The organism is Leifsonia sp. NPDC014704, from assembly GCF_043083605.1.
Taxonomy (GTDB): domain Bacteria; phylum Actinomycetota; class Actinomycetes; order Actinomycetales; family Microbacteriaceae; genus Leifsonia.
The window spans coordinates 620,981-640,700 of sequence record NZ_JBIBYW010000002.1 but is presented as its reverse complement, the minus strand read 5'-3'; the positions used below and the strand labels follow the sequence as shown (position 1 = coordinate 640,700).

Sequence of the window (19,720 nt, the reverse complement as noted above, 5' to 3'; positions counted from 1 at the left end):
ACGCCAGGGCTCCGGTCAGGCGAGGGAGCGGAACCGGTCAATGCCCTCGGCCACGAGTCCTCGGAGGTCGAGGGGTTCGTCGGACGCCACCCAGCGCTCGAAGGCGAGCCGGAACGCGGCCATCGCGGCCTCGGCGGCGATGGCCGCCTCGTCCGGATCGAAGCCGCGCTCCACGAGGGCGGCCGCGGAGGTGGATGCCACGGTCGCGAGCTTGAGCAGCTCGCGCTCCTGGAGGCTCGCGTTCGCCGCGATGACGGCCGCCCGGCGACGTGCAAACGTCGGGTCGGGGCTGCTCTCGAGGAACGCCGCCGCGGCATCCATCCCGGCAGCGGCGGCAGCAAGTGCGGTCGTGCCGCCCTCGTGCTCGGCGATCGCCGAGAGGACCGTCGCCTGGAACGTGGCCGACCCCGCGAAGAGCACCTCGCGCTTGTCGGCGAAGTGACGGAAGAACGTCCGCTCCGTCACGCCCGCGCGCGCAGCGATGTCGGCGACCGTCGTCTGCTCGTAGCCCTGGTCGAGATAGAGCTCGAGGGCGGCGCGCGCGAGGCGGCCCTGTGCGTCCGGCTCCCAGCGTCCCATGATGCCAGTGTAGTGATGACAGTCGCTGACATGAATGCTACGCTGACGTCAGTCTCTGACATCAGCGGTCGATCGACCGGGAAGAGACGAGCGAAAGGAGCACATCATGCGTGTATTCATCACCGGAGGGTCGGGCTGGATCGGATCAGCTGTCGTCCCCGAACTCCTCGCCGCCGGCCACGAGGTCCGCGGGCTCGCGAGGTCTGACGCGTCTGCCGCGCGCCTCCGCTCCGCGGGCGTCGAACCGGTCTCCGGCGGGCTGGGCGACCTCGAGGTGCTGCGCACTTCCGCCGCCGAAGCAGACGCCGTCATCCACCTCGGCTACAACCACGACTTCAGCGACCAGGCGGGAGCGGGGCGCTCCGAGCGCGCCGCGCTCAAGACCTTCGGCGACGCCCTCGAGGGTAGGGACGCCGCCCTGCTGTTCGCCTCCGGAACGGCTTTCATCGCACCCGGCCAGATCGCGACGGAGGACGACCTCGCGCCGTTCTCCGGACCGGATGCCCCGCGCGGCGGCGCGGAGGAGCTGGCGTTCGGGTTCGTCGACCGCGGCATCCATCCGGTCGCCCTGCGCTTCGCCCCGACCGTCCACGGCGCGGGTGACCACGGCTTCACCGCGGAGCTGGTGCGCGTCGCCCGTGAGAAGGGCGTGGCCGGGTACGTCGGCGACGGGTCGAACCACTGGCCGGCCGTGCACCGGGGGGATGCGGCCCGCCTGGTCGTCCGCGCACTGGAGAACGCCGGGGCCGCGACCGTCGTGCACGCCATCGCCGAGCAGGGGGTGCCCACCCGCGACATCGCCGAGGCGATCGGCGCCGGGCTCGGCGTTCCCGCCGCCTCGATCGACCCTGCCGACGTCGACGCGCACTTCGGGTGGATCGGGCGGATCTTCGCCCTCGACCTCCAGGCGTCCAGCGCGCTCACGCAGCGCCGGTTCGACTGGGAGCCGACCGGCCCGACCCTCCTCGAGGACCTGGCTGCCGGCTCCTACTTCGCCCGCGCCGCGGCCTGACCCCTCACGGGGCTTGAGGCGGAGGGGGTGGAGACGAGGAGGACGAGGATTCGGCGGGCGGGTTCACCAGCACGTCGTCGAAGGTCGTCTTCTCTGCTGGCGTGCGCTGGTCCCAGCCGGGGCGACGGGCCGCATAGAAGATCAGCGGGGGCACGCCCAGCAGGATGACGATCACCGCGACCAGGGCCGGGTACGCCCATCCGGGTGCACCCGCCGCGAAACCCTCCGGCGGCACGAACCCGAGCGCGAACGCGGCCAGGCAGGCGAGGAAGCCGATCGTCGCGATCAGGCCCATGGCGGGAGTGCGATAGCTGCGCGTGACGTCCGGGTGCGTGCGGCGGAGCCGCATCGCGGCCGCGAACATCATCATGTACATGATCAAGTAGAGCGCCGCGGCCATGTCCACCAGCAGGATGAACGCGGTGTTGATGTTCGGCACGAAGATGAACAGCGCGGCCAGCAGCGTGACCACGATGCCCTGCACGTTCAGGATGCCGACCTGCACTCCCGCCTTGTTCCGTCGCTGCAGGAACGTGGGCAGGTAGCCCGAGCGCGCCGCGGCGAGCAGACCGCGCGATGGGCCCGCGATCCAGGTGACCACCGACGCGAACGCGCCGAGCGCGATCAGCAGGGAGATGAGCGGGGTCGCCCACGACATCCCCCAGGTGTCGAAGTAGGTCTTGAACGCGAGGTTGATGCCGGTGGTGAGCCCGAGCTCGGACGACGGAACAGCCACCGCGATCGCGATCGTCGGGAAGATGAAGATCCCGAGGATGAGGATCGACGCGATGAGCACCGTCTTCGGGTAGCCCTTGCCCGGGCTCTTGAGGTCGTTCGCGTGGACGGCGTTGACCTCCATGCCGGCATACGCCAGCACGTTCGAGACGATCAGCACAATGGAGGCGATGCCGGTGAACGGCGGGATGATCGCCGACGCCTGCAGCGGCGTCTCACTCGGCTGACCCGTCCCGAGCCAGATCGCCCCGAACAGGATCAGCAGGATGCCCGGGAAGATCGTGCCCGCGAGCCCCGACCACGACCCGACCTTCGCGAACAGATTGCCGCCGCGCAGGGTGATGAAGGTCGAGAACCAGTAGATGACGAGGATCACGATCGCGGTGTAGAGGCCGGAGTTCGCCAGATTCGGGTCGAGGAACACGAACGCCAGCGACGCCGCGATGAACGCGATCTGCGTCGGGTACCAGACGACGTTCTGCACCCACTGCAGCCAGATCGCCTGGAATCCCCAGCGCTCACCGAACGCCATCCGCACCCAGGTGAACACGCCGCCCTTCCAGCCGGTGGCCAGCTCGGCGGCGACCAGCGCCACCGGGATCAGGAAGAAGATCGCCGGGATGATGAACAGGGTCACCGAGCCCAGCCCGTACCCGGCCATGGCGGGGAGGCTGCGCAGGGACGCGACGGCGACGACGGTGAGCATCGCCAGCTGGGTGATGCTCATGAATGTGCGGGCCGTCGTGCCGGGCGACCCGATCGCCGGCTTGTGCGGCACGGAGTCGAAGGGATGCGGTTTGACGTGGTCGGGGCCGGGGGCCGGCGTGCCGTCCGCCCGCGTGTGGCCCGTCGCGGCCTTGTTGGGCTCGCTCGTTGCGGTCATGGTCTTCTCCCGCTCGTGTGAGGCGCGGTGCGCCGGGGTCTCGATCGCCGGTCGGGCGGTCAGTGGGTGAAGGAGGCCGTCTGGCCCTCTATCGGCATCGGGCCCTCGAGCTGGTCGAGGTACGCGACGGCCTCGCGGATGTCGCTCACCAGCGACTCCGCCAGGTTGCGGCTCAGCCCGTTGCGCACGACGATGCGCTGGACGGTGAGGTCGCTGATGTCGTCGGGCATCGGGTAGGCGGGGATGAGCCATCCCTTCAGCCGGAGGCGCTCGGACAGGTGGTACAGGTTCCAGTTCTCGGTGTGCCCCTCCTTCAGCTGCCAGGCGAAGACGGGGATGTCGGAGCCGTCGTTCCACAGCTCGAACGCGGGCATCTTGGCGATCTCCCCCGAGAGGTAGAGCGCGACATCCTGCGACGCCTTCTGCACGCGGTAGTAGCCGTCGAAGCCGAGCCGCAGGAACAGGTAGTACTGCAGCAGCACCTGCGCGCCCGGACGCGAGAAGTTGAGCGCGAACGTCGGCATGTGACCGCCGAGGTAGGTGACGTCGAACACGAGGTCGGCCGGGAGGTCCTCGACCGTGCGCCAGACGACCCAGCCGAGGCCCGGGTAGACGAGGCCGTACTTGTGGGCGGAGGTGCTGATGGAGACCACGCGGTCGACGCGGAAGTCCCACGACAGCTCCGGCTGCAGGAACGGCGCGATCATCCCGCCCGATGCTCCGTCGACGTGGATCTTGATGTCGAGTCCCGTGTCGGCCTGGATGCGGTCGAGGGCTTCGGAGATCTGCTCCACCGGCTCGTACATCCCGGTGTAGGTGACACCCATGATCGCGACGACGCCGATCGTGTTCTCGTCGACGTACTTCTCCAGCTCGTAGCCGTCGAGGACTTTGTGGTCGAGGCTGATCGGCACGTACCGGGCTTCGACGTCCCAGTAGTTGCAGAACTTCTCCCAGCAGACCTGGACGGCGCTGGAGAGCACGAGGTTCGGCTTCTCGGTGGACTTGCCTTCGGCCCTTCTCGCCTGCTGCCAGCGGCGCTTCAGCGCGAGCCCGCCGAGCATGCACGCCTCCGACGAGCCGATGGTGGAGGTGCCGATCGCCTTCTCCGGATCCGGTGCGTTCCACAGGCCCGCGATCATCTTCCAGCACCGCGTCTCGATCGCCGCGGTCTGCGGGTACTCGTCTTTGTCGATCATGTTCTTGTCGGCCGACTCGGCGTAGAGCCGCGCGGCGTGATCGTCCATCCAGGTGCCCACGAAGGTGGCCAGGTTGAGGCGGGCGTTGCCGTCGAGCATCGACTCGTCGTGGACGATCTGGTAGGCGGTCTCGGGCAGCGATTCGTTATCGGGGATGCGGTCCACCGGCAGATCGGTGCTCTCGCCCGGCCGGGCGAAGATCGGGTTGAGCTGGGTCCGGTCGCTGGTGCCGGTGTAGGCGGTGGAGGGCGACTGCGACGCCTTCGCCCGCTCCTTCGACTCTGAGATGGTCATTCGCTTCACTCCTCGGACGGCGCGGGCACCGGCTCGCGCAGTGGACGTTCGCTTGTACGTCGTCCGGCCGGCCGATCCGTGACCGGGCGAACAGCGTCACCGTAACGAGGGCGTGATTCGCCGCGATAGACAGTTGTCGCGGCTTTTCCGGCTTCCGCGACGTCCGTGCCGAGCGGGCCTCAGGAGCCGGATCGGTTCAGCGTGCCGATCGTGGAGCCGCCGTCGTCGAGGACGGTCATCGTGTCGCCCGAGACGTTGCCCGTGGCCGCCTTGCTGAGCCAGGTGTCCACGTTCTCGCAGGCCATGAGCGTCGATGCGATGGGCCCGAAGGTGATCTCGTCTCCTTCGATCTGGCCCTTGCCCGAGAGCGTGTTGCAGCCGTCGGAGCCGGAGAAGGTGCCGTCGTTCTCGATGTCGAGGTTCGGCTGCCCTGTGGACGTGGAACCCCAGCGTCCGACGACCGCCTGGCCGCTCGGGGTGCCGGCGCAGCCGGCGAGCAGCAGGACCGCGGCGGCAACCGCCGTCAGGTGTCGTATCCGTCGCTGGCGCAGCATGGCCCCTCCCCGCTTTCTCGGCGTCAGGGTAGCGCCGCGGCGGCTGTCAGCGACAGGGGGAATCGGCGCGCGCGGCCGGACGCCCGACGGCTCAGTCGTCGGATCGATCGTCGGCGACGGCGGCCGGGGACAGCACCTCGTCGACGATGGCGAGCAGCTCGGGCCGGGCGAGGATGCGGAAGTGTCCGCCGACGTCCAGCTCGATGTTGCGCGCGCCCTCGAGCCTGCTGCCGGCGGGGACGTGCGGGTCGAACCATCCCCAGACCGAGATGATCTGGGCGTTCACCGCGCGATTGAGCGCGAGCCGGACGAGTCCGGGCGACGACGGCATCAACGCGCGGACGCTCGAGATGGGGATGAACCGCGCGAGCGACGAACCGCCGAACGGCGTGGCCACGGCCACGGTGGTGCGGATGCGCGGGCCCGAGTCCGGCATCCCCATCAGGTATTTGGCGATCAGGCCGCCCTTGCTGTGCGCGACGATGACGACATCCCTGAGGTCGTGCTCGTCGAGATGACGCTGGACGAGCGCGGCGGCCTCCGGCACGGACATCCGGTTGTCCTCGAGCGCGGTGACGACGTGCACCGGGTGACCGGACGCGTGGATGTGCTGGGCGAGCGGGCGAAGGAAGCGCCACGTCTCGAAGATGCCGGGGATGAGCACGACGGGTGTGCGCGAGCCCTCGCCGGCAACGAGCGCGTCCGGGTTGCTGCGGTCGAACGCCGCGCGCAGCTGGTGACGGCCGGCGTAGAGCCAGTCGAGCGCGAGCACGCCGGCGCGGCGCAGCAGGGTGCGCCTCATCCGGGTACCCGCACCAGCTGAGAGATGAGGGCGGCCGTGCGCCAGGGCGCGCCGTGCATGACCAGGTGGGCGACGGACGGCACGCGTGCGGCGGCGCCACCGGAGCGCTTCGCCAGCTCGGCGACCCATTCGTCGCGGGCGATCGGGTCGCGGGCCCCGCGGACCACGACGACGGGCACGTTCGCGTGCTCCAGCTCGTCTTCGATGCGGTACTCCAGCATGGCGGGCAGCGTAGCGAGATACCAGGCCGGTCCGCAGTGCAGGTAGTCGCCGATGACGATGCGGTTGCCGCGTGCATCCTCCCGCAGGGTGTCGAGCCCGAGCAGGACTCCGGCCTTCACGGCATTGCGATCCTGAGGTGCCATCACCGGGCCGAGCAGGGCGAGGCCGCGCACGAGGTCGGGCCGGCGGGCCGCCAGGCAGACGGCGACCTGGGTGCCCATCGAGTGGCCGACCACCACGGCGTCGGCGATGCCGGCGTCGTCGAGGAGGGCGGCGACGGAGTCCGCGAACTCCGCGACGGAGAGCCCGTGATCCGGACGGAACGGCTTGGCCTTGCCGAATCCGGGCAGGTCGAGGGCGACGACCCGTCCTTCCTCGGCGAGCGTCGGCACCAGCCGCTCGAAGTAGCGCGAGCTGACCCCGATGCCATGCACGAGCACGAAGACGGGAGCCGTCGCGTCGCCGTCCTGCGGCGCCGGCCGCTGCGGACCGGTGTCGACCGTGACGACGGCGCGGGGCGGGAGCGGAGGCGTCAGGTCGTCGGTCACCCCTCCACGCTACCCGGGCCGCCTCCGCCCGCCCGCCGGCGGCGGCTCGGCCTCACACCGACGGCTCCAGCACCGTCTTGAGCCAGCCCTCCTCGCGGCGGTCGAAACTCTCGTAGGCTTCCAGCGCATCGACCACGCCGACCTCCTGCGTGATGAACCGCGTCGGGTCGAACAGGCCGGCCGCGACGAGGTCGATGAGCGGTGGCGTGACCGCGCGGTGGTTGCAGTTGCCCATCCGGACGGTGAGGTTCTTGTTCATCGCGGCGCCGATCGGGTAGTGCGTCAACTGCGGCGAGTAGACGCCGATGATGCCGATCCGCCCGGCCTTCGCGACCGACTCGACCGCCCACTGCGAGACCAGGGTCGGGGCGTCGCCCGGCACCCAGAGGTCGCCCTGCGGGTTCGTCTCCGGCGCGACCTCCCGCTGCGCCTCCTCGAACTCCGACGCCTGCTCCTGCGCCTGCTCGGCGGCAGGGCCGCTCTTCGGGCGCTGCGCATCCACCCCGACGGCGTCGATCACCGCGTCGACGCCCGCCCCGCGGGTCAGCTCGAGGATCGCGTCGACCGGCGTCTCGGAGTTGAAGTCGATGATCTCGGCGTTCTGCTCCAGAGCCTGCGCGAGCCGGGTCTGGATGCCGTCGACGGCGAACACCCGGCCGGCGCCCTGCCGGAACGCCGAGGCGATGGCGAGCTGACCGACGATGCCCGCACCGAAGACCGCGACGGTGTCGCCGCGCTTGACGCCGGCGAGCTCCGCGCCGAACCACGCCGTGGGGAAGATGTCGGAGAGCAGGATGGCCTGCTCGTCGCTGACCGCCTCCGGAAGCGGGATGAGGGTGTGCTGCGCCCAGGGCACCCGGGCGTACTCCGCCTGCAGCCCGTTCACCGGGCCCGTCGTCTCCGGTCCGCCGAAGAAGGAGGTCCCGGCCGCGGGGCCGTTCGGGTTGGCGACGTCGCACTGGGCGGTGTTCCCGGCGCGGCACTGCGGGCAGACGCCGCAGGAGATGGTGGAGCAGACGATCACGCGGTCGCCCGGCGAGAATCCGCGCACCGCATCCCCCACCTCCTCGACCACGCCGACGGCCTCGTGACCGAGCACCGTGCCGGGCACCATGCCGGACATCGTTCCGCGCACCATGTGCAGGTCGGTGCCGCAGATCGCACTGGTCGTGATGCGCACGATCGCGTCGGTGGGTTCTTGGATGGTCGGGTCCGGTACGTCGTCGAGCCTGATGTCGCCGACGCCGTGCCACACGATCGCCTTCATGATGTCTCCTCCCGGTTGCTTCTCCAGACTGGCGTGACGGTACGCGCGGCGGGGGCCTTACGAGCACCCGGTTGAAAACCCTGGGGAGCGGGGTAGCTGTGGAGAAGTACTAGCCCCGACGGCAGCGGAAGGAGTACCACAGGACCATGCCCGCATCGCAGGAGCTGCCCTCCACCCTCGAGCGTTCCGAGAAGCACGCCCAGGCCCTCTGGTCGAAGGCGCACGACTCGGCTGTCGAGGAGTACGGCGAGGGGGAACGGGCGCACCGCACCGCCTTCGCCGCACTCAAGCACGAGTACGAGAAGGTCGGCGACCACTGGGAGCGCAAGGCCGAGAACGGGCCGTCGGACCGGAAGGCGGCAGGCGGCCGCGAGACGAACGCACCGACCGAGGAGGGCGTGGACGCGAACGCGTCGAAGGCCCACCTGCTCGACATCGCCAAGCGCCTCGACATCTCCGGCCGCACGCGCATGACGAAGGACGAGCTGATCGACGAGATCAAGCGCGCCAATCGCCGCGAGACGGCGGCCAAACGAAAGAAGGGCTAGCAATGGGCGACGTGCTCGCGTTCATCGGATGCTTCATCCTGTTCTTGGTGGGGCTCCTCCTCCTCGGATTCGCAGACACCTTCCCGGCATGGCAGGGCCTCGTGTTCTTCGCGGGCATCGTCTGCATCGCACTCTCCTTCGGCATCCCGGTCGGCGTGCTCGGCCATACCGAGTAGCGGGCGCCGCGTCAATCACCCCTCGCCCTCCCTTTCCTCAGGAGAGCGAGGTAGCGTTGGCGGATGGCTGACTTCACGCGCCTGCACAGCCACACCTCCGATCCGGAGGAGGCGGATGCCGCGATGGCTGCCGCCGGAGGCCGCTTCGCCTTCGCGCAGCTGCCGCAGAACGACTTCTCCTTCGACGTCGACCAGGCGATCGACCCCTCGTTCTCGGTCGCGCGATACGCGATCGGCGGCCAGTGGGAGACGTCCGGTGACTTCGACGACGTCGTCATCGTGAACGTCAAGAGCGACGTGTACCGCTGGGACATCGACGGCGAGCGCGGTTTCGGCACGCGGTCGCCCTTCCTGATCCGGCCGGGTCACGACTTCACCTGCTTCGCCGAGGACAGCGACGTCGTCAACATCTTCCTGTCGCCGCAGATCCTGAGCGACGTGGCGGCCACGGCGCTGGGCCACGAGGGCCCTGTCGTGTTCGGATCGGCCGAGACGCGCAGCCCGAAGCACGCGGAGTACATGATGACGGCCGCGACGGTCGCCGCCGAATACATGGAGTCGGGCACGTTCCGGCATCCGCTGGTGCGCGCGAGTCTCTTCCACACGCTGTCGCTGGCCGCGCTGAACTGCTTCTCGCTGAGCACCGATCCCCGGGAGCAGGCGCAGACGCCCGCAGCTCAGCTGGAGTCGTACCGCCGGGCTGTGCGGTTCATCGAGGACTACGCCTCCCTTCCCATCACCGTGACGGACATCGCCGGGGCGGCCGGGACGACCATCGCGCAACTCCACGCCGCCTTCCGCACCCACGCGGGGACGACGGCCCAGGGCTACCTCCAGCAGGTGCGACTTTCTGCTGCGCACACGGAGCTCCAGGTCTCCGACCCGGCGACCACGGATCTCGCCGACCTGGCGGGCCGGTGGGGTTTCGCCGACCTCGACCGCTTCGCCCGCCGCTACCGCGAGGCGTACGGCATGCACCCCGCGGTGGCGCTGCAGGACTGAGATTTCTCCCCGCTACCGCTGACGAAGGGGCCAACCGACTTCGTAGAATCCCCGGATGGACCCGCGACGCTCCTTCGCCCTACTCTGGCTGTCGCAGGCCTTCTCGCAGTTCGGGACGAGCGTCTCCTCCCTCGCCTACCCGCTGCTCATCCTCCAGCTCACCGGATCGGCCGCTCAAGCGGGCCTGGTGGGCGCGGTCGTCGCCGCCACCGGCCTGCTGACCCGGCTCCCGGCCGGCTCGCTGGCCGACCGCAACCCGCCACGCGCCCTGATGCTGACCGCCGACGGGATGCGATGCGCGCTCCTGGCGGCGCTGGCCGTCACCGTCGCCTCGGGTGCAGCGGGAACAGGTCTCGTGGTCGCGATCGTCGCTCTCGAGGTGACGGCCGGCGCAGTGTTCGGGCCGGCGGAGTTCCGGATGATCCGAGCGATCACACCGCCCTCGGAACGCTCGGTGGCGGTGGGGCGGATGCAGTCGCGCTCGCAGCTGGCCGGGCTGCTGGGGCCGCTGGCCGGCGGGGCACTGTTCGGCGTCGCTCCGTGGCTGCCGTTCGCGGTCGACGCCGGGAGTTATCTCGTGTCGCTCGTCCTCATCCTGGCGGTGCCGCCCGTCCCCGCGCCGCGGACGGCGGCCGGCGCGCGCGGAGGCGCGTGGCGCTGGCTGCGCTCGGACCCGCTCCTGCTGCCCGCGGCTCTCTGGGTCGCCTTCCTGACGGCGACGTTCTCCGCGGTGGGCCTGATCGTGATCGTGGTGGCGCAGGATCGCGGCGCGGGCAGCGCCGGCATCGGTTTGATGTCGAGCATCAGCGCGGCGGGCGGTCTGGTGGGCGCCCTGATCACCCCGGCCGTACAGCGACGGCTGCGGCCGGGCGCGGTCTTCCGGATCGCGGCAGCGCTCGACACCGCCGCCACGCTCGCCCTGCTCCCGCTGCAGTCGCCCGTGCTCATCGGCGTTGCCGGCGCGGTCGCGTTCCTCTCCGCTCCGGTCGTGGCGGCATCGCTGTTCGGAGAGGTCTCCCGTCGCTCCCCCGACGATCTGGTCGGCCGCGTGCAGTCGACGGTCGTGCTGGTGGTCGGTCTGGTCGCGCCGATCACGCCCATCCTCGCCGGCCTGGTGCTCGACCGGTCGGGGTCGGCCGGCGGCATCATCGCGTGCGCGTCGGCCTTCGCCGTCCTCACGGTCGTGGCGCTCCTGCTGCCGGCGTTTCGCCGGCGGGCGGACGCGGTGGAACTCACCGACGCGTGAGATGCGGCAGACCCGAGCCTCGAGACGTTCCGAGTGGCCCGGAGCCTGCCGCACGAGGAGTGACTCACTCCTTGTTCAGCTTGTCCTGAACAGCCCCCGCCACCTTCTCCACGGTGTTCGGCAGTTCCGTCGTGCCGTAGAACCGGGAGTCGGGGTGGGTGGGCGGCGGCATCGGGACCGTCGCCTGCGGCCCGTCGAGGTAGGTGAACTCGCCCTTGCCGTCGGGCGTGGGTCCGCTCGCCCAGCGGCCCTCTGCGGCAGCAGCCCCATCGGAGAAGTTGATGTACTGATAGGCCACGTCGCGGTCTTCCTTGTTGAGCGGGAAGTTGCTCGGAACCGGGAGGTCCTCCGCGCCTTCCTCGCGCAGCTCGGCGGCAGCGGCAATCCACTGGTTCTGGTGCATGGTGTCGCGTGCGAGCAGGAACGAGAGCAGATCGCGGACGCCCGCGTCGTCGGTCATGTGATAGAGCCGGGCGACCTGGAGCCGACCCTGCATCTCGGCGTTCGCGTTGGCGGTGAAGTCGGCGAGGAGGTTGCCGCTCGCGGTGATGTAGCTGCCCTGCCACGGGTTGCCGTTGCTGTCCACGGGCCGGGCTCCCGCGCCTGCGACGATGGCGTGCTGCACATCCGTGCCGCCGACGACCGCTGCGACGACCGGGTCGTCCTGCACGGCGTCCTCCGTGATGCCGAGCGGCGACTTCTCCAGCAACTGGGCGATCATCACGGCGAGCATCTCGACGTGACCGAACTCCTCCGCCCCGATGCCGAAGAGGAGGTCCCGGTACTTGCCCGGGATGTGGACGTTCCAGGCCTGGAAGCCGTACTGCATCGCGACGGTGATCTCGCCGTATTGACCGCCGAGCACCTCCTGGAGCTTCCTGGCGTAGACGGCATCCGGCTTGTCCGGCTTCGCGGTGTGCTGCATCTCCTGACGGTGGAAGAACATACGAAGATCCCCTTTCTGGTTGGTGCTTCCAGAGGTACGCGGGGGATTCGCACATCCCAGCCGTTGACAGCTCGGCGGGCCGGGCGATTAATGGGCGTCAGTGTTGTGCCCCGGTGCGGGGCGCAGGCCCGGCGTGAGGGGCAGCAGCGCGGCGACCACGGATGCAACGGTCGCCGCGACGAACGGGCCGGCCGGACCGAGCGCATCCCCGAGCACCCCCGCGACCGCGGTGCCGGTCGCTCCACCGACGAGCCCCGCCGTGTTGAGCCAGCCGAAGGCCTCCGGGGTCGCGGTCTCCGGAAGAGCGGATGAGACCATGGCGTACAGGGCGGCCAGCGACGGCGCGAAGCCGAGCCCCGAGAGGAACAGCACGCCGTAGAGCAAGGGGATGCCGGGGACCAGCCCGGCAGCCGCCGTCGCGACGGCCACACCACCGAGCACGGCCGCCAGACTCCTCGTCCCGAAGCTCCGGTGACCGAACGCGATCCCGCCGATGAGCGACCCCAGGCTCGATATCGCGATCGCCAGCCCGGCGAGGATGCCGTGGCCGTCGAAGCGCGCCACCAGCGCGATCTCGAGCGCGGCGAACGACGCGATCAGCGCGAAACTCGTCGCGGCGGCCAGGCGAACGGACCGCGTCAGCAGCACGGTGCCGGGGCGCGTCCTGCTGCGCGGCAGCCGGACGCCCGCGATGTGCGGGGCGAGCAGGAACCACACCGTGCCGCCGAGCGTCACCAGCGCAGCGAGCACGAGCGGCGCCTGTGTCGACACCGCGCCGCTGAGCAGTGTGGCGACCACCGGTCCGGTGATCCAGATCAGCTCCTGCGCGGAGGTGTCGAGGGCGAACAGCGCCGGGACGGTCCGGCGCGGCACCAGCCGCGGGTACAGCGCGCGGACCACCGGCATGAGCGGGGGAACAGACGCGCCGATCACCACCCCGAGCGCCACCATCAGCGCGGGATGCGGCGGTCCGAACGCGAGCAGGAGCATCCCCGTTGCGTTCAGCAGGGCGGCTACCAGCACCGGCGGCCGGATGCCCAGCACCCCGACCGACCGGCTGACCAGAGGCATGGCCACCGCCTCGCCCACGCTCACGCACGCGACGACGAGACCGGCCAGCGCGTACGACCCGCTGGCGTGCCGCACGTGCAAGAGGACGGCGAGCGACAGCATCCCGAGCGGGAAGCGCGCCACCAGCTGCGAGACCGTGACCCGCAGGACCCCGGGGACGCGGACGAGCTCCAGGTACGTCCGCACCCCGCTACTTGCCCACGCCGCCGGCGAGACCGCGCACGAAGTAGCGCTGGCACACGAAGAACAGGATGACCATCGGCAGGGCGGCCATCACCATCCCCGCGAACACGACCGGGTACTGCGTGCCGTTCTTCGACATCATGTCCGCGAGACCCACGGGAAGCGTCTGCACGCCCGTCCCGCTGGTGAAGATCATCGCGAACAGGTACTCGTTCCAGTTCTGCAGAACGTTGAGGACGATCGTGGTCGCGACGATCGGCATGCTCATCGGCAGGATGATCCGCCAGAAGGTCGCCGCCCGCGAAGCGCCGTCGATCGACGCGGCCTCATCCACCTCGCGCGGCAGGTCGAGCATGTACGCGCGCATCAGGAAGACCGTGAACGGGATGCGGAACGCCGTGTAGAGGATCAGCAGACCGAAGAACGTGTCGTACAGCCCCCAGGCCTGGAACAGCTTCACCAGCGGGATGAGCGCGACCGTCGGCGCCAGCATCAGACCGGCGAGCACGATCACGGTGAAGGTGCGGTTGAGGGGGATGTTCACCCGCGTCAGCCCGTACGCCGCCCACGCGCTGATCAGCTCGGTGATAAGGGTCGCCAGCACGGTCAGCGAGACGCTCGTGAGCACGAAGTCGCCGACGCCCTGGTTCCAGGCCTTGGCGAAGTTCTGCCACAGCCACTCGGTCGGCAGCGCGAAGGGGTTGCCGAAGAGCTCGGCGTTGGTCTTCAGGGCGTTGGTCACCATCCACAGCAGCGGGTAGAGGACCACGACGACGAGGGCCAGCAGCAGAGCCCAGACCAGGGCGCTGCGCGACCAGCGGCCGAGACGGGCGAGGACTACCATTCCACTCTCCTCTTGCGCGAGTAGGCCAGCTGGGCGGCGGCCAGCAGCAGCGTGATCACGAAGATCGCCACGCCGATCGCGGCAGCAGAACCGAAGTCGTTGGTGACGAATCCCGCGTGGTACAGCCATGTGCCGAGCACCTGGCTGGAGTTGTTCGGCCCGCCGCTCGTCATCACCATGACCTCGTTGAACACCTGGAAGGCGCCCGAGATGGTGACGATCATCATCAGGCCGGTCATCTCGCGCACTAGGGGCAGCGACACCTGGAAGAAGCGACGGATCGGCCCGACGCCGTCGAGGTTGGCCGCCTCGTACAGCTCCTGCGGGATGCGCTGCAACGCCACCGAGAACAGCAGGACGCTGTAGCCGAAACCCTGCCACTGGCTCATCGCGATGATCGCGAAGATCGCCGTTCCCTCGTGACCGAGCCACGCCTGCGAGAACTGCCCGAGCCCGACGTTGTCGAGGAAGACGTTCAGCATGCCGGTCTGCGGTTGGTAGATGAAGTAGAACAGGAGGCCGGCGACGGTCAGCGAGATCGCCGAGGGGATGAAGTAGATCGCCCGGAACGCCTTCCGCCAGCGCTCGCTGCGGACGCTCTCGACGATGGCCGCGAGGACGAGAGCCCCGAACACCTGGAACACGATCGACAGCACCGCGTACCAGGTGTTGTTGCCGAGCGCCCTCCAGAAGATCGGGTCCTGGGCGAGGTCGGCGTAGTTCTCCACGCCGACGAACGTCTGGTCGCCGCTGTAGATGTTCCACTTCAGGAAGCTGAAGACGACGTTCTGGATCAGCGGCCAGTAGACGAACACGGCAAGGACGGCCAGCGCCGGGATGAGCCAGACCAGGCCGCGCCAACGCCCGGCGCCCCGCCGGGCCGTGTCGCCCGGAGCCGGGGCCGTGCGGCCGCGACCCGAGCCCGCGAGGGACGGGGTGCGCGGCCGCACGGCCGGCTGAGGCGCCTGTGTCGTGGTCATTTCGCCTTCTCGGACGCCTGTCGCACGGCCTTCAGCGCGGCCTCCGGGGTGAGGCTGCCGGAGACGAGGCCCTCGGAGACGGAGACCCACGCGTCGCCGACGTCGGGCACGTTGGCCATGTCCAGCCAGACGACGGTGGACTTCGCGTCGTTCACGAGCTTCGTGCCCTCCGCCACGGCGGGGGTCGCGATCTGGTCGGTCACCACATCCTTCACCGCGCTCGGCTGGCCGTAGGGCGGCGAGGACAGGGTCGTCGCGTTCTTCTTGTTCATGACGAACTTCATGAAGTCGAGAGCGAGCGCGGCGTTCTTGCTCTTCTTGTTGATCATGTAGCCCTCCGGAGCCGCCTCCAGCGTCGAACTGTCGCCCTTCGCGTCGGCGGGAGCCGGGAGCTGGAAGATGCCGAAGCCGTCCTTGCTGAGCTGGCTGTCCTTCGTGTTCACCGAGTCGAACTCGATGAGCTCCTGGTAGTACATGGCCGCCTTGCCGGTCGCCTGCTGCTGTTGCGCGGTCGTGTAGGTGACGCCGTTGGAGTTGGAGGCGTCGCCGGTGCACTGCGTGACGAGCTCCTGGAACTGCTTCATCCCCTGCACGTAGCCGTCGTCGGTGTACTTCGCCGTCTTCGGCAGCAGGTCGGCTTCGAGCGTCTTCTGCGGAACGTCGTAGGCGAACAGCTGACCCAGGTAGTGGAGGCCCGGCCAGCCGTCCTTGTTGCCGAAGGCGATCGGGACGATGCCGGCGGCCTTGATGGTCGAGCAGTCGGAGATGAGCTCGTCGAGCGTCTTCGGCACGTCGAGGCCGAGGTCGGCGAAGATCTTCTTGTTGTAGCCCATGAACTTGCCGTCGACGTACTGCGGGATGCCGTAGTACTTGCCGTCGTACTTGAACGCGTTCAGGGATCCCTCGCCGAAGGTGTCGCCCCAGGTCGTACCGGGCGCGATGACGGAGCTGAGGTCGACGGCCAGGCCGTTGGCGGCGAAGTTCTCGCCCCAGTTGCCGGCGTAGCTGAAGTAGATGTCCGGCAGCGACTGCGATCCGATGAGGACCTTCTCCTTGTCCTTGATCGCGTTGTCGTCGGTCTCCTGCGCGAGCGTGATCTTCACGTCGGGGTGGAGCTTCTTGTAGTCCTTCACCAGGTTCTCGAAGTACGAGCCGAGCGGATCGCCCGCCGCGGCGGTGAGGATGCTGATGCTGCCGGAGTAGTCCGGCTTCGCGGTGATGTCGGCCGAGCCGCCGCCGCCGGAGGAGCACGCGGTGAGTGCGAGCGCCATGACGCCCGCTGTCGCTGCCGTGATGGTCCTGGTCTTCTTCACGCTCATCTCCCGTCGTGCGGGTCGTGCGGTCGAGGTGTCCGCTGACCCGTCTTTGGATCGTGGGTCGCTCTCGGCGACCGATTGCGACGACTATACGTGATTTTGGTACCGGTATCAACACTGCCCAATCGCGGCACCCCCCACCCTGTGCGCGATTGGTGCCACATCTCGGTTATGGGTCGGCGATAACCGCGATTTGGCGCAAATCGCGTGAGGGAGGGGTGCGGGGGAGCGCGGGAGAGGGGTCAGGAGCGCGGCGGGGCCACGGAGGCGCGCTCGACGAAGTCGGCCTCGAGGACGTGGGTGGCGGTCGGGGCGTCGCTCCCGGCGACCCGGGCCAGCAGGCACTCGGCGGTGAGCTCGCCGAGCTGGTGCATCGGCTGGGCGACCACCGACATCGGCGGGGTCATCACGCTCGCCCACGAGCTGTCGTCGAAGCCGATGAGCGAGACGTCCTCCGGGCAGCGCAGCCCGCGCTGCCGCAGGGCACGCAGCGAACCGGTCAGCGCATCCGTCTCCGTCGCGAAGATCGCGGTCGGCGGATCCGACAGCGACAGCATCCCCAGCACCGCCCTGGTCGCCTGCGACTCGTTCTTCAGCACGTGCGTCACCAGAGACGTGTCGAACGGGATGCCGGCCAGCTCCAGCGCGTCCAGGTACCCGAGCAGACGCTCGCCGTCGCTCCAGAGGGCGTGGTCGATGATGCGCCGCAGGTCGTCGGCGTCCGCGGCCGGCTCCGTCGTGACCGGGCCCCACACGAACGCGATGCGCCGGTGGCCCTTCTCGATCAGCGACATGACGGCCTGGCGCGACGCCTCACGGTTGTTGATGACGACCGCGTCCGCATCCACCGTGTCCACCAGGCGGTCGAGCAGCACCAGCGGGATCTCGCGCTTCGCGACGATGTCGAGGTGCGTCAGCTCGGCGCTGCGGCCCGCCGCCGGCGCCAGCGCGATCCCGTCGACCTGCTTGTCGACGAGCACGTCGATCGCGGCCGCCTCCAGCTGCAGGTCCTCGTCCGTGCTCAGCACGAGCACGTCGTAGTCGGCCCTCCTGGCGGCGTCCGTGATGCCGCGCAGCACGCCGGCGAAGAACGGATTGCCTACGTCGGCGAGAACGACGCCCAGCGTGCGGGTCTCGCCCGTCGTCATGCTGCGCGCGATCGTGTTCGGACGGTAGCCGAGCTCCTTCGCGACGGCGAGGATGCGATCCCGCGTCTTCGGGCTCACCGAGCCGTAACCGCCGAGCGTCCGGGCGACCGTCGCCCGACCGACGCCGGCGGCCGCCGCCACCTCCGAGATCGTCGGCGAGGGAATGCGGTGGTCGCGCTCCGTGGACATCGCCACCCCTTCCTGATCCGGGGCGGCTCACGCCCTCAGCCCACGTCGCCCGCCGCCACCGGCGGAAGCGAACCGACCGTCCTCGCCGCCTCGTCGACGGCACGCCCGTGACCGAACGCGCCCTCGACCGTGCACTGCCGGGCGGCGAACTGCGCCGCACGCCGCATCGACCGATGCAGCGCCGCGCCACCCGGTCGGGCGTTCTTGCGCCAGCCGGATCGCAGCAATTCAACCACGAACGCGCTCACGTAGGCGTCGCCGCAACCCATCGTGTCGACGAACGGACCAGGCACGGGAGCCGCGTCGGAGTAGTAGTACGCATCGCCGTCGAACAGGACGGCGCCGGCATCCCCCTGGGTCCCCAGCACGAGCGACGGGCCGTGCGAGGCGATCCGCCGCAGTTCGGCCCAGGTGTCGGTGCGCGACAGTTCGCCGAGCGAGACCAGGGCCAGGTCGATCCACGGGCCCACCGAATCCAGGTACTCCCCGGTGCGGTACTCCGGCTCGGACGAGAAGTCGTACGAGCGCAGGGTCCGCGTCGCCGCCAGCTTCGGCAGCTCCGGGATGACACCCGAGTACGCACTCGAGTGGATGAGGGAGAAGCCGGATGCGTAGCGCACGTCATCCTCCCCCAGCCGGACCGGATCACTCAGGGTGACGCCGCCGTGGTTCCACCCGAGGAACCTCCGCTCGCCGTCGACCGTCTCGATCTCGGTCACGCCGTTCGGGCCCGGGCGCACCGAGGACCGCGAGGTGTCGACCCCGCAGTCCTCGATGGCCTGCCGCACGAAGCGCCCCTGCTCATCGTCGCCGAACACCCCCAGGTACGCGGCCTCGGCGCCGAGCTGCCGGGCGAACACCGCGACGTTCACGGCGTTCCCTCCCGGGTACTCGACCCCGCGGTCGACGAACCGGTCGACGATGTTGTCCCCGAGACCGAGGACGCGCACCGTGCTCATCGGCGCCCGCTCAGTACGCCACGACGCGGTAGTACCGGCGCAGGTCGAGCGAGTGGTCGCGCACCTGGGCCAGGTGCTTGCTGAAGCGGTCGACCACGGCGTCGGCGACGATCGGGGCCAGCAGCCCCCGGAACTCGTCACTCACTCCCGGGAGCTCGTAGTCCTTGGTGTCGATCACCGTGACGTCGTCGCTGTACTCGTTCGCGAAGGCGATGACGCGGTCGGTGAGCGGACGGGTCTCATCCTCACCGGCGAAGACCAGGATGCTGGTGTCCTTCTCGATGAGCTCGAGCGAGCCGTGGAAGAACTCGGCGGCGTGGACGCGCGTGGTGGTGAGCCACTGCATCTCCTCGAGGATGCACATCGAGTACAGGTAGGTGAAGCCCCACAGCTGACCCGATCCGGTCAGGAAGTGGTAGTCGGTGTCGGCGTGCTTCTCGGCGAACGCCTTGCCGATCGGGTCGGCCTGCTCGGTGACCGAGACGAGCGCCTCGGGGATCGCCTCGAGATCCTTCACCAGGCGGTCGTAGCCGTCGAACTCGCCGCGCAGCGAGAGGAGCTTCGCGCCGAAGGTGAGGAACTGGACGTCGAACGGCCACGCCTTAGGCGCCGAGAGCAGCACCTCGTCGACCGCGGAGGCGATCGGGCTGTCGGCCTGGCCGGTGAAGCCGATGGTCAGCGCACCCTTCTCGCGGGCGAACTCGACGCAGTCGATGATGTCCTCGGTGGTGCCGGAGACGGAGGCGAAGATCGCGACCGAGTCCGGGCCGAACTGCGGGTCCGGCGCGAGGATGAACTCCTTGCCGATGACGGCGCGCACCGGGAACGACGAGCGCGTCTGGAAGAAGCGCTCGTACGGCAGTGCTGCGGCGTAGGTGCCGCCCGCGCCGATGAAGTAGATGTTCTTCCAGCGCCCGGCGCTGACGCGCTCGGCCAGCTCCTCGATCTGCGATCGCAGCGCGACGGTGCTGCGCACCTGCTCCAGGAATTCCTCTTCGTTGAAGCCCAGCATGTGTC

The 19,720-nt window shown here is 69.5% G+C and carries 20 protein-coding genes; 5 read left to right on the top strand and 15 right to left on the bottom strand.

Features of this window, described 5'->3' with window-relative positions; translation table 11 throughout:
• Positions 1-15 precede the first annotated feature (15 nt).
• Positions 16-579, bottom strand: a complete 564-nt coding sequence (locus tag ACF1AJ_RS14620) for a helix-turn-helix domain-containing protein (RefSeq protein WP_391507991.1) — start codon at positions 577-579, stop codon at positions 16-18.
• Between the two features lie 106 nt (positions 580-685).
• On the opposite strand from ACF1AJ_RS14620, the gene ACF1AJ_RS14615 reads away from it, so the two are divergent.
• Entirely contained in the window at positions 686-1,591 is a 906-nt protein-coding gene (locus ACF1AJ_RS14615; protein ID WP_391507990.1) for an SDR family oxidoreductase, read from the top strand.
• Positions 1,592-1,595: 4 nt separating this feature from the next.
• Here the strand turns inward: ACF1AJ_RS14615 and ACF1AJ_RS14610 are convergent, their stop codons facing one another.
• The 6 genes from ACF1AJ_RS14610 to ACF1AJ_RS14585 form a co-directional block, all read right to left on the bottom strand.
• Entirely contained in the window at positions 1,596-3,209 is a 1,614-nt protein-coding gene (locus ACF1AJ_RS14610; protein ID WP_391507989.1) for an amino acid permease, read from the bottom strand.
• 59 nt (positions 3,210-3,268) lie between these two features.
• Positions 3,269-4,702 carry a glutamate decarboxylase gene (locus ACF1AJ_RS14605; protein ID WP_391507988.1) on the bottom strand — a complete coding sequence of 478 codons (1,434 nt, stop codon included), beginning with the start codon at positions 4,700-4,702 and terminating at the stop codon, positions 3,269-3,271.
• A 179-nt stretch (positions 4,703-4,881) separates the two neighbouring features.
• Positions 4,882-5,256, bottom strand: a complete 375-nt coding sequence (locus ACF1AJ_RS14600) for an META domain-containing protein (protein WP_391507987.1) — start codon at positions 5,254-5,256, stop codon at positions 4,882-4,884.
• A gap of 91 nt (positions 5,257-5,347) precedes the next feature.
• A complete protein-coding gene (locus ACF1AJ_RS14595) occupies positions 5,348-6,058 on the bottom strand; it encodes an esterase/lipase family protein (protein WP_391507986.1) in 711 nt (236 codons plus the stop codon).
• On the bottom strand, positions 6,055-6,828 hold the full coding sequence (locus ACF1AJ_RS14590) for an alpha/beta fold hydrolase (protein WP_391507985.1): 774 nt from the start codon (positions 6,826-6,828) through the stop codon (positions 6,055-6,057). Before ACF1AJ_RS14590 ends, ACF1AJ_RS14595 begins: the two co-directional genes overlap by 4 nt.
• 52 nt (positions 6,829-6,880) lie before the next feature.
• Positions 6,881-8,095: a zinc-dependent alcohol dehydrogenase gene (locus ACF1AJ_RS14585; RefSeq protein ID WP_391507984.1), complete on the bottom strand. Its 1,215-nt coding sequence runs from the start codon at positions 8,093-8,095 to the stop codon at positions 6,881-6,883.
• A 146-nt stretch (positions 8,096-8,241) separates the two neighbouring features.
• Between ACF1AJ_RS14585 and ACF1AJ_RS14580 the strand changes: the two genes are divergently transcribed.
• The 4 genes from ACF1AJ_RS14580 to ACF1AJ_RS14565 all read left to right on the top strand — a co-directional run bounded on the left by ACF1AJ_RS14580 (position 8,242) and on the right by ACF1AJ_RS14565 (position 11,067).
• The gene (locus tag ACF1AJ_RS14580) at positions 8,242-8,643 is read left to right on the top strand and encodes a ChaB family protein (RefSeq protein ID WP_391507983.1); all 402 of its coding nucleotides are present in this window, start codon (positions 8,242-8,244) and stop codon (positions 8,641-8,643) included.
• A gap of 2 nt (positions 8,644-8,645) precedes the next feature.
• Positions 8,646-8,819, top strand: coding sequence for a hypothetical protein (locus tag ACF1AJ_RS14575; protein WP_309855133.1), 174 nt, complete (start codon positions 8,646-8,648; stop codon positions 8,817-8,819).
• A gap of 63 nt (positions 8,820-8,882) precedes the next feature.
• On the top strand, positions 8,883-9,821 hold the full coding sequence (locus tag ACF1AJ_RS14570) for a helix-turn-helix transcriptional regulator (protein ID WP_391507982.1): 939 nt from the start codon (positions 8,883-8,885) through the stop codon (positions 9,819-9,821).
• A 55-nt stretch (positions 9,822-9,876) separates the two neighbouring features.
• Positions 9,877-11,067, top strand: coding sequence for an MFS transporter (locus ACF1AJ_RS14565; protein WP_391507981.1), 1,191 nt, complete (start codon positions 9,877-9,879; stop codon positions 11,065-11,067).
• Between the two features lie 64 nt (positions 11,068-11,131).
• On the opposite strand, the gene ACF1AJ_RS14560 is transcribed toward ACF1AJ_RS14565, so the two are convergent.
• The 8 genes from ACF1AJ_RS14560 to ACF1AJ_RS14525 form a co-directional block, all read right to left on the bottom strand.
• Complete coding sequence (locus ACF1AJ_RS14560; protein WP_391507980.1) at positions 11,132-12,013, bottom strand: manganese catalase family protein; 882 nt, start codon at positions 12,011-12,013, stop codon at positions 11,132-11,134.
• An 87-nt stretch (positions 12,014-12,100) separates the two neighbouring features.
• The gene (locus ACF1AJ_RS14555) at positions 12,101-13,270 is read right to left on the bottom strand and encodes an MFS transporter (RefSeq protein ID WP_391507979.1); all 1,170 of its coding nucleotides are present in this window, start codon (positions 13,268-13,270) and stop codon (positions 12,101-12,103) included.
• Between the two features lie 4 nt (positions 13,271-13,274).
• The gene (locus ACF1AJ_RS14550) at positions 13,275-14,111 is read right to left on the bottom strand and encodes a carbohydrate ABC transporter permease (protein WP_309855145.1); all 837 of its coding nucleotides are present in this window, start codon (positions 14,109-14,111) and stop codon (positions 13,275-13,277) included.
• Positions 14,105-15,091, bottom strand: a complete 987-nt coding sequence (locus ACF1AJ_RS14545; RefSeq protein ID WP_391507978.1) for a carbohydrate ABC transporter permease — start codon at positions 15,089-15,091, stop codon at positions 14,105-14,107. Before ACF1AJ_RS14545 ends, ACF1AJ_RS14550 begins: the two co-directional genes overlap by 7 nt.
• Complete coding sequence (locus ACF1AJ_RS14540) at positions 15,088-16,410, bottom strand: ABC transporter substrate-binding protein (protein WP_391507977.1); 1,323 nt, start codon at positions 16,408-16,410, stop codon at positions 15,088-15,090. The genes ACF1AJ_RS14545 and ACF1AJ_RS14540 overlap by 4 nt, the downstream gene beginning before the upstream one ends.
• 239 nt (positions 16,411-16,649) lie before the next feature.
• A complete protein-coding gene (locus ACF1AJ_RS14535; protein WP_391507976.1) occupies positions 16,650-17,744 on the bottom strand; it encodes a LacI family DNA-binding transcriptional regulator in 1,095 nt (364 codons plus the stop codon).
• 35 nt (positions 17,745-17,779) lie between these two features.
• On the bottom strand, positions 17,780-18,703 hold the full coding sequence (locus ACF1AJ_RS14530) for a PfkB family carbohydrate kinase (RefSeq protein ID WP_391507975.1): 924 nt from the start codon (positions 18,701-18,703) through the stop codon (positions 17,780-17,782).
• A 10-nt stretch (positions 18,704-18,713) separates the two neighbouring features.
• Complete coding sequence (locus tag ACF1AJ_RS14525) at positions 18,714-19,715, bottom strand: SIS domain-containing protein (RefSeq protein WP_309855153.1); 1,002 nt, start codon at positions 19,713-19,715, stop codon at positions 18,714-18,716.
• Positions 19,716-19,720: the final 5 nt, after the last annotated feature.

Excerpts from the sequence above, each read along its gene's own strand:
- ACF1AJ_RS14565 (WP_391507981.1), top strand. The coding sequence starts at position 9,877 with ATGGACCCGCGACGCTCCTTCGCCCTACTCTGGCTGTCGCAGGCCTTC.
- ACF1AJ_RS14560 (WP_391507980.1), bottom strand. The coding sequence starts at position 12,013 with ATGTTCTTCCACCGTCAGGAGATGCAGCACACCGCGAAGCCGGACAAG.
- ACF1AJ_RS14575 (WP_309855133.1), top strand. The coding sequence starts at position 8,646 with ATGGGCGACGTGCTCGCGTTCATCGGATGCTTCATCCTGTTCTTGGTG.
- ACF1AJ_RS14570 (WP_391507982.1), top strand. The coding sequence starts at position 8,883 with ATGGCTGACTTCACGCGCCTGCACAGCCACACCTCCGATCCGGAGGAG.
- ACF1AJ_RS14605 (WP_391507988.1), bottom strand. The coding sequence starts at position 4,702 with ATGACCATCTCAGAGTCGAAGGAGCGGGCGAAGGCGTCGCAGTCGCCC.
- ACF1AJ_RS14535 (WP_391507976.1), bottom strand. The coding sequence starts at position 17,744 with ATGTCCACGGAGCGCGACCACCGCATTCCCTCGCCGACGATCTCGGAG.
- ACF1AJ_RS14550 (WP_309855145.1), bottom strand. The coding sequence starts at position 14,111 with ATGGTAGTCCTCGCCCGTCTCGGCCGCTGGTCGCGCAGCGCCCTGGTC.
- ACF1AJ_RS14525 (WP_309855153.1), bottom strand. The coding sequence starts at position 19,715 with ATGCTGGGCTTCAACGAAGAGGAATTCCTGGAGCAGGTGCGCAGCACC.
- ACF1AJ_RS14530 (WP_391507975.1), bottom strand. The coding sequence starts at position 18,703 with ATGAGCACGGTGCGCGTCCTCGGTCTCGGGGACAACATCGTCGACCGG.
- ACF1AJ_RS14610 (WP_391507989.1), bottom strand. The coding sequence starts at position 3,209 with ATGACCGCAACGAGCGAGCCCAACAAGGCCGCGACGGGCCACACGCGG.
- ACF1AJ_RS14580 (WP_391507983.1), top strand. The coding sequence starts at position 8,242 with ATGCCCGCATCGCAGGAGCTGCCCTCCACCCTCGAGCGTTCCGAGAAG.
- ACF1AJ_RS14620 (WP_391507991.1), bottom strand. The coding sequence starts at position 579 with ATGGGACGCTGGGAGCCGGACGCACAGGGCCGCCTCGCGCGCGCCGCC.
- ACF1AJ_RS14545 (WP_391507978.1), bottom strand. The coding sequence starts at position 15,091 with ATGACCACGACACAGGCGCCTCAGCCGGCCGTGCGGCCGCGCACCCCG.
- ACF1AJ_RS14600 (WP_391507987.1), bottom strand. The coding sequence starts at position 5,256 with ATGCTGCGCCAGCGACGGATACGACACCTGACGGCGGTTGCCGCCGCG.
- ACF1AJ_RS14540 (WP_391507977.1), bottom strand. The coding sequence starts at position 16,410 with ATGAGCGTGAAGAAGACCAGGACCATCACGGCAGCGACAGCGGGCGTC.
- ACF1AJ_RS14595 (WP_391507986.1), bottom strand. The coding sequence starts at position 6,058 with ATGAGGCGCACCCTGCTGCGCCGCGCCGGCGTGCTCGCGCTCGACTGG.
- ACF1AJ_RS14585 (WP_391507984.1), bottom strand. The coding sequence starts at position 8,095 with ATGAAGGCGATCGTGTGGCACGGCGTCGGCGACATCAGGCTCGACGAC.
- ACF1AJ_RS14615 (WP_391507990.1), top strand. The coding sequence starts at position 686 with ATGCGTGTATTCATCACCGGAGGGTCGGGCTGGATCGGATCAGCTGTC.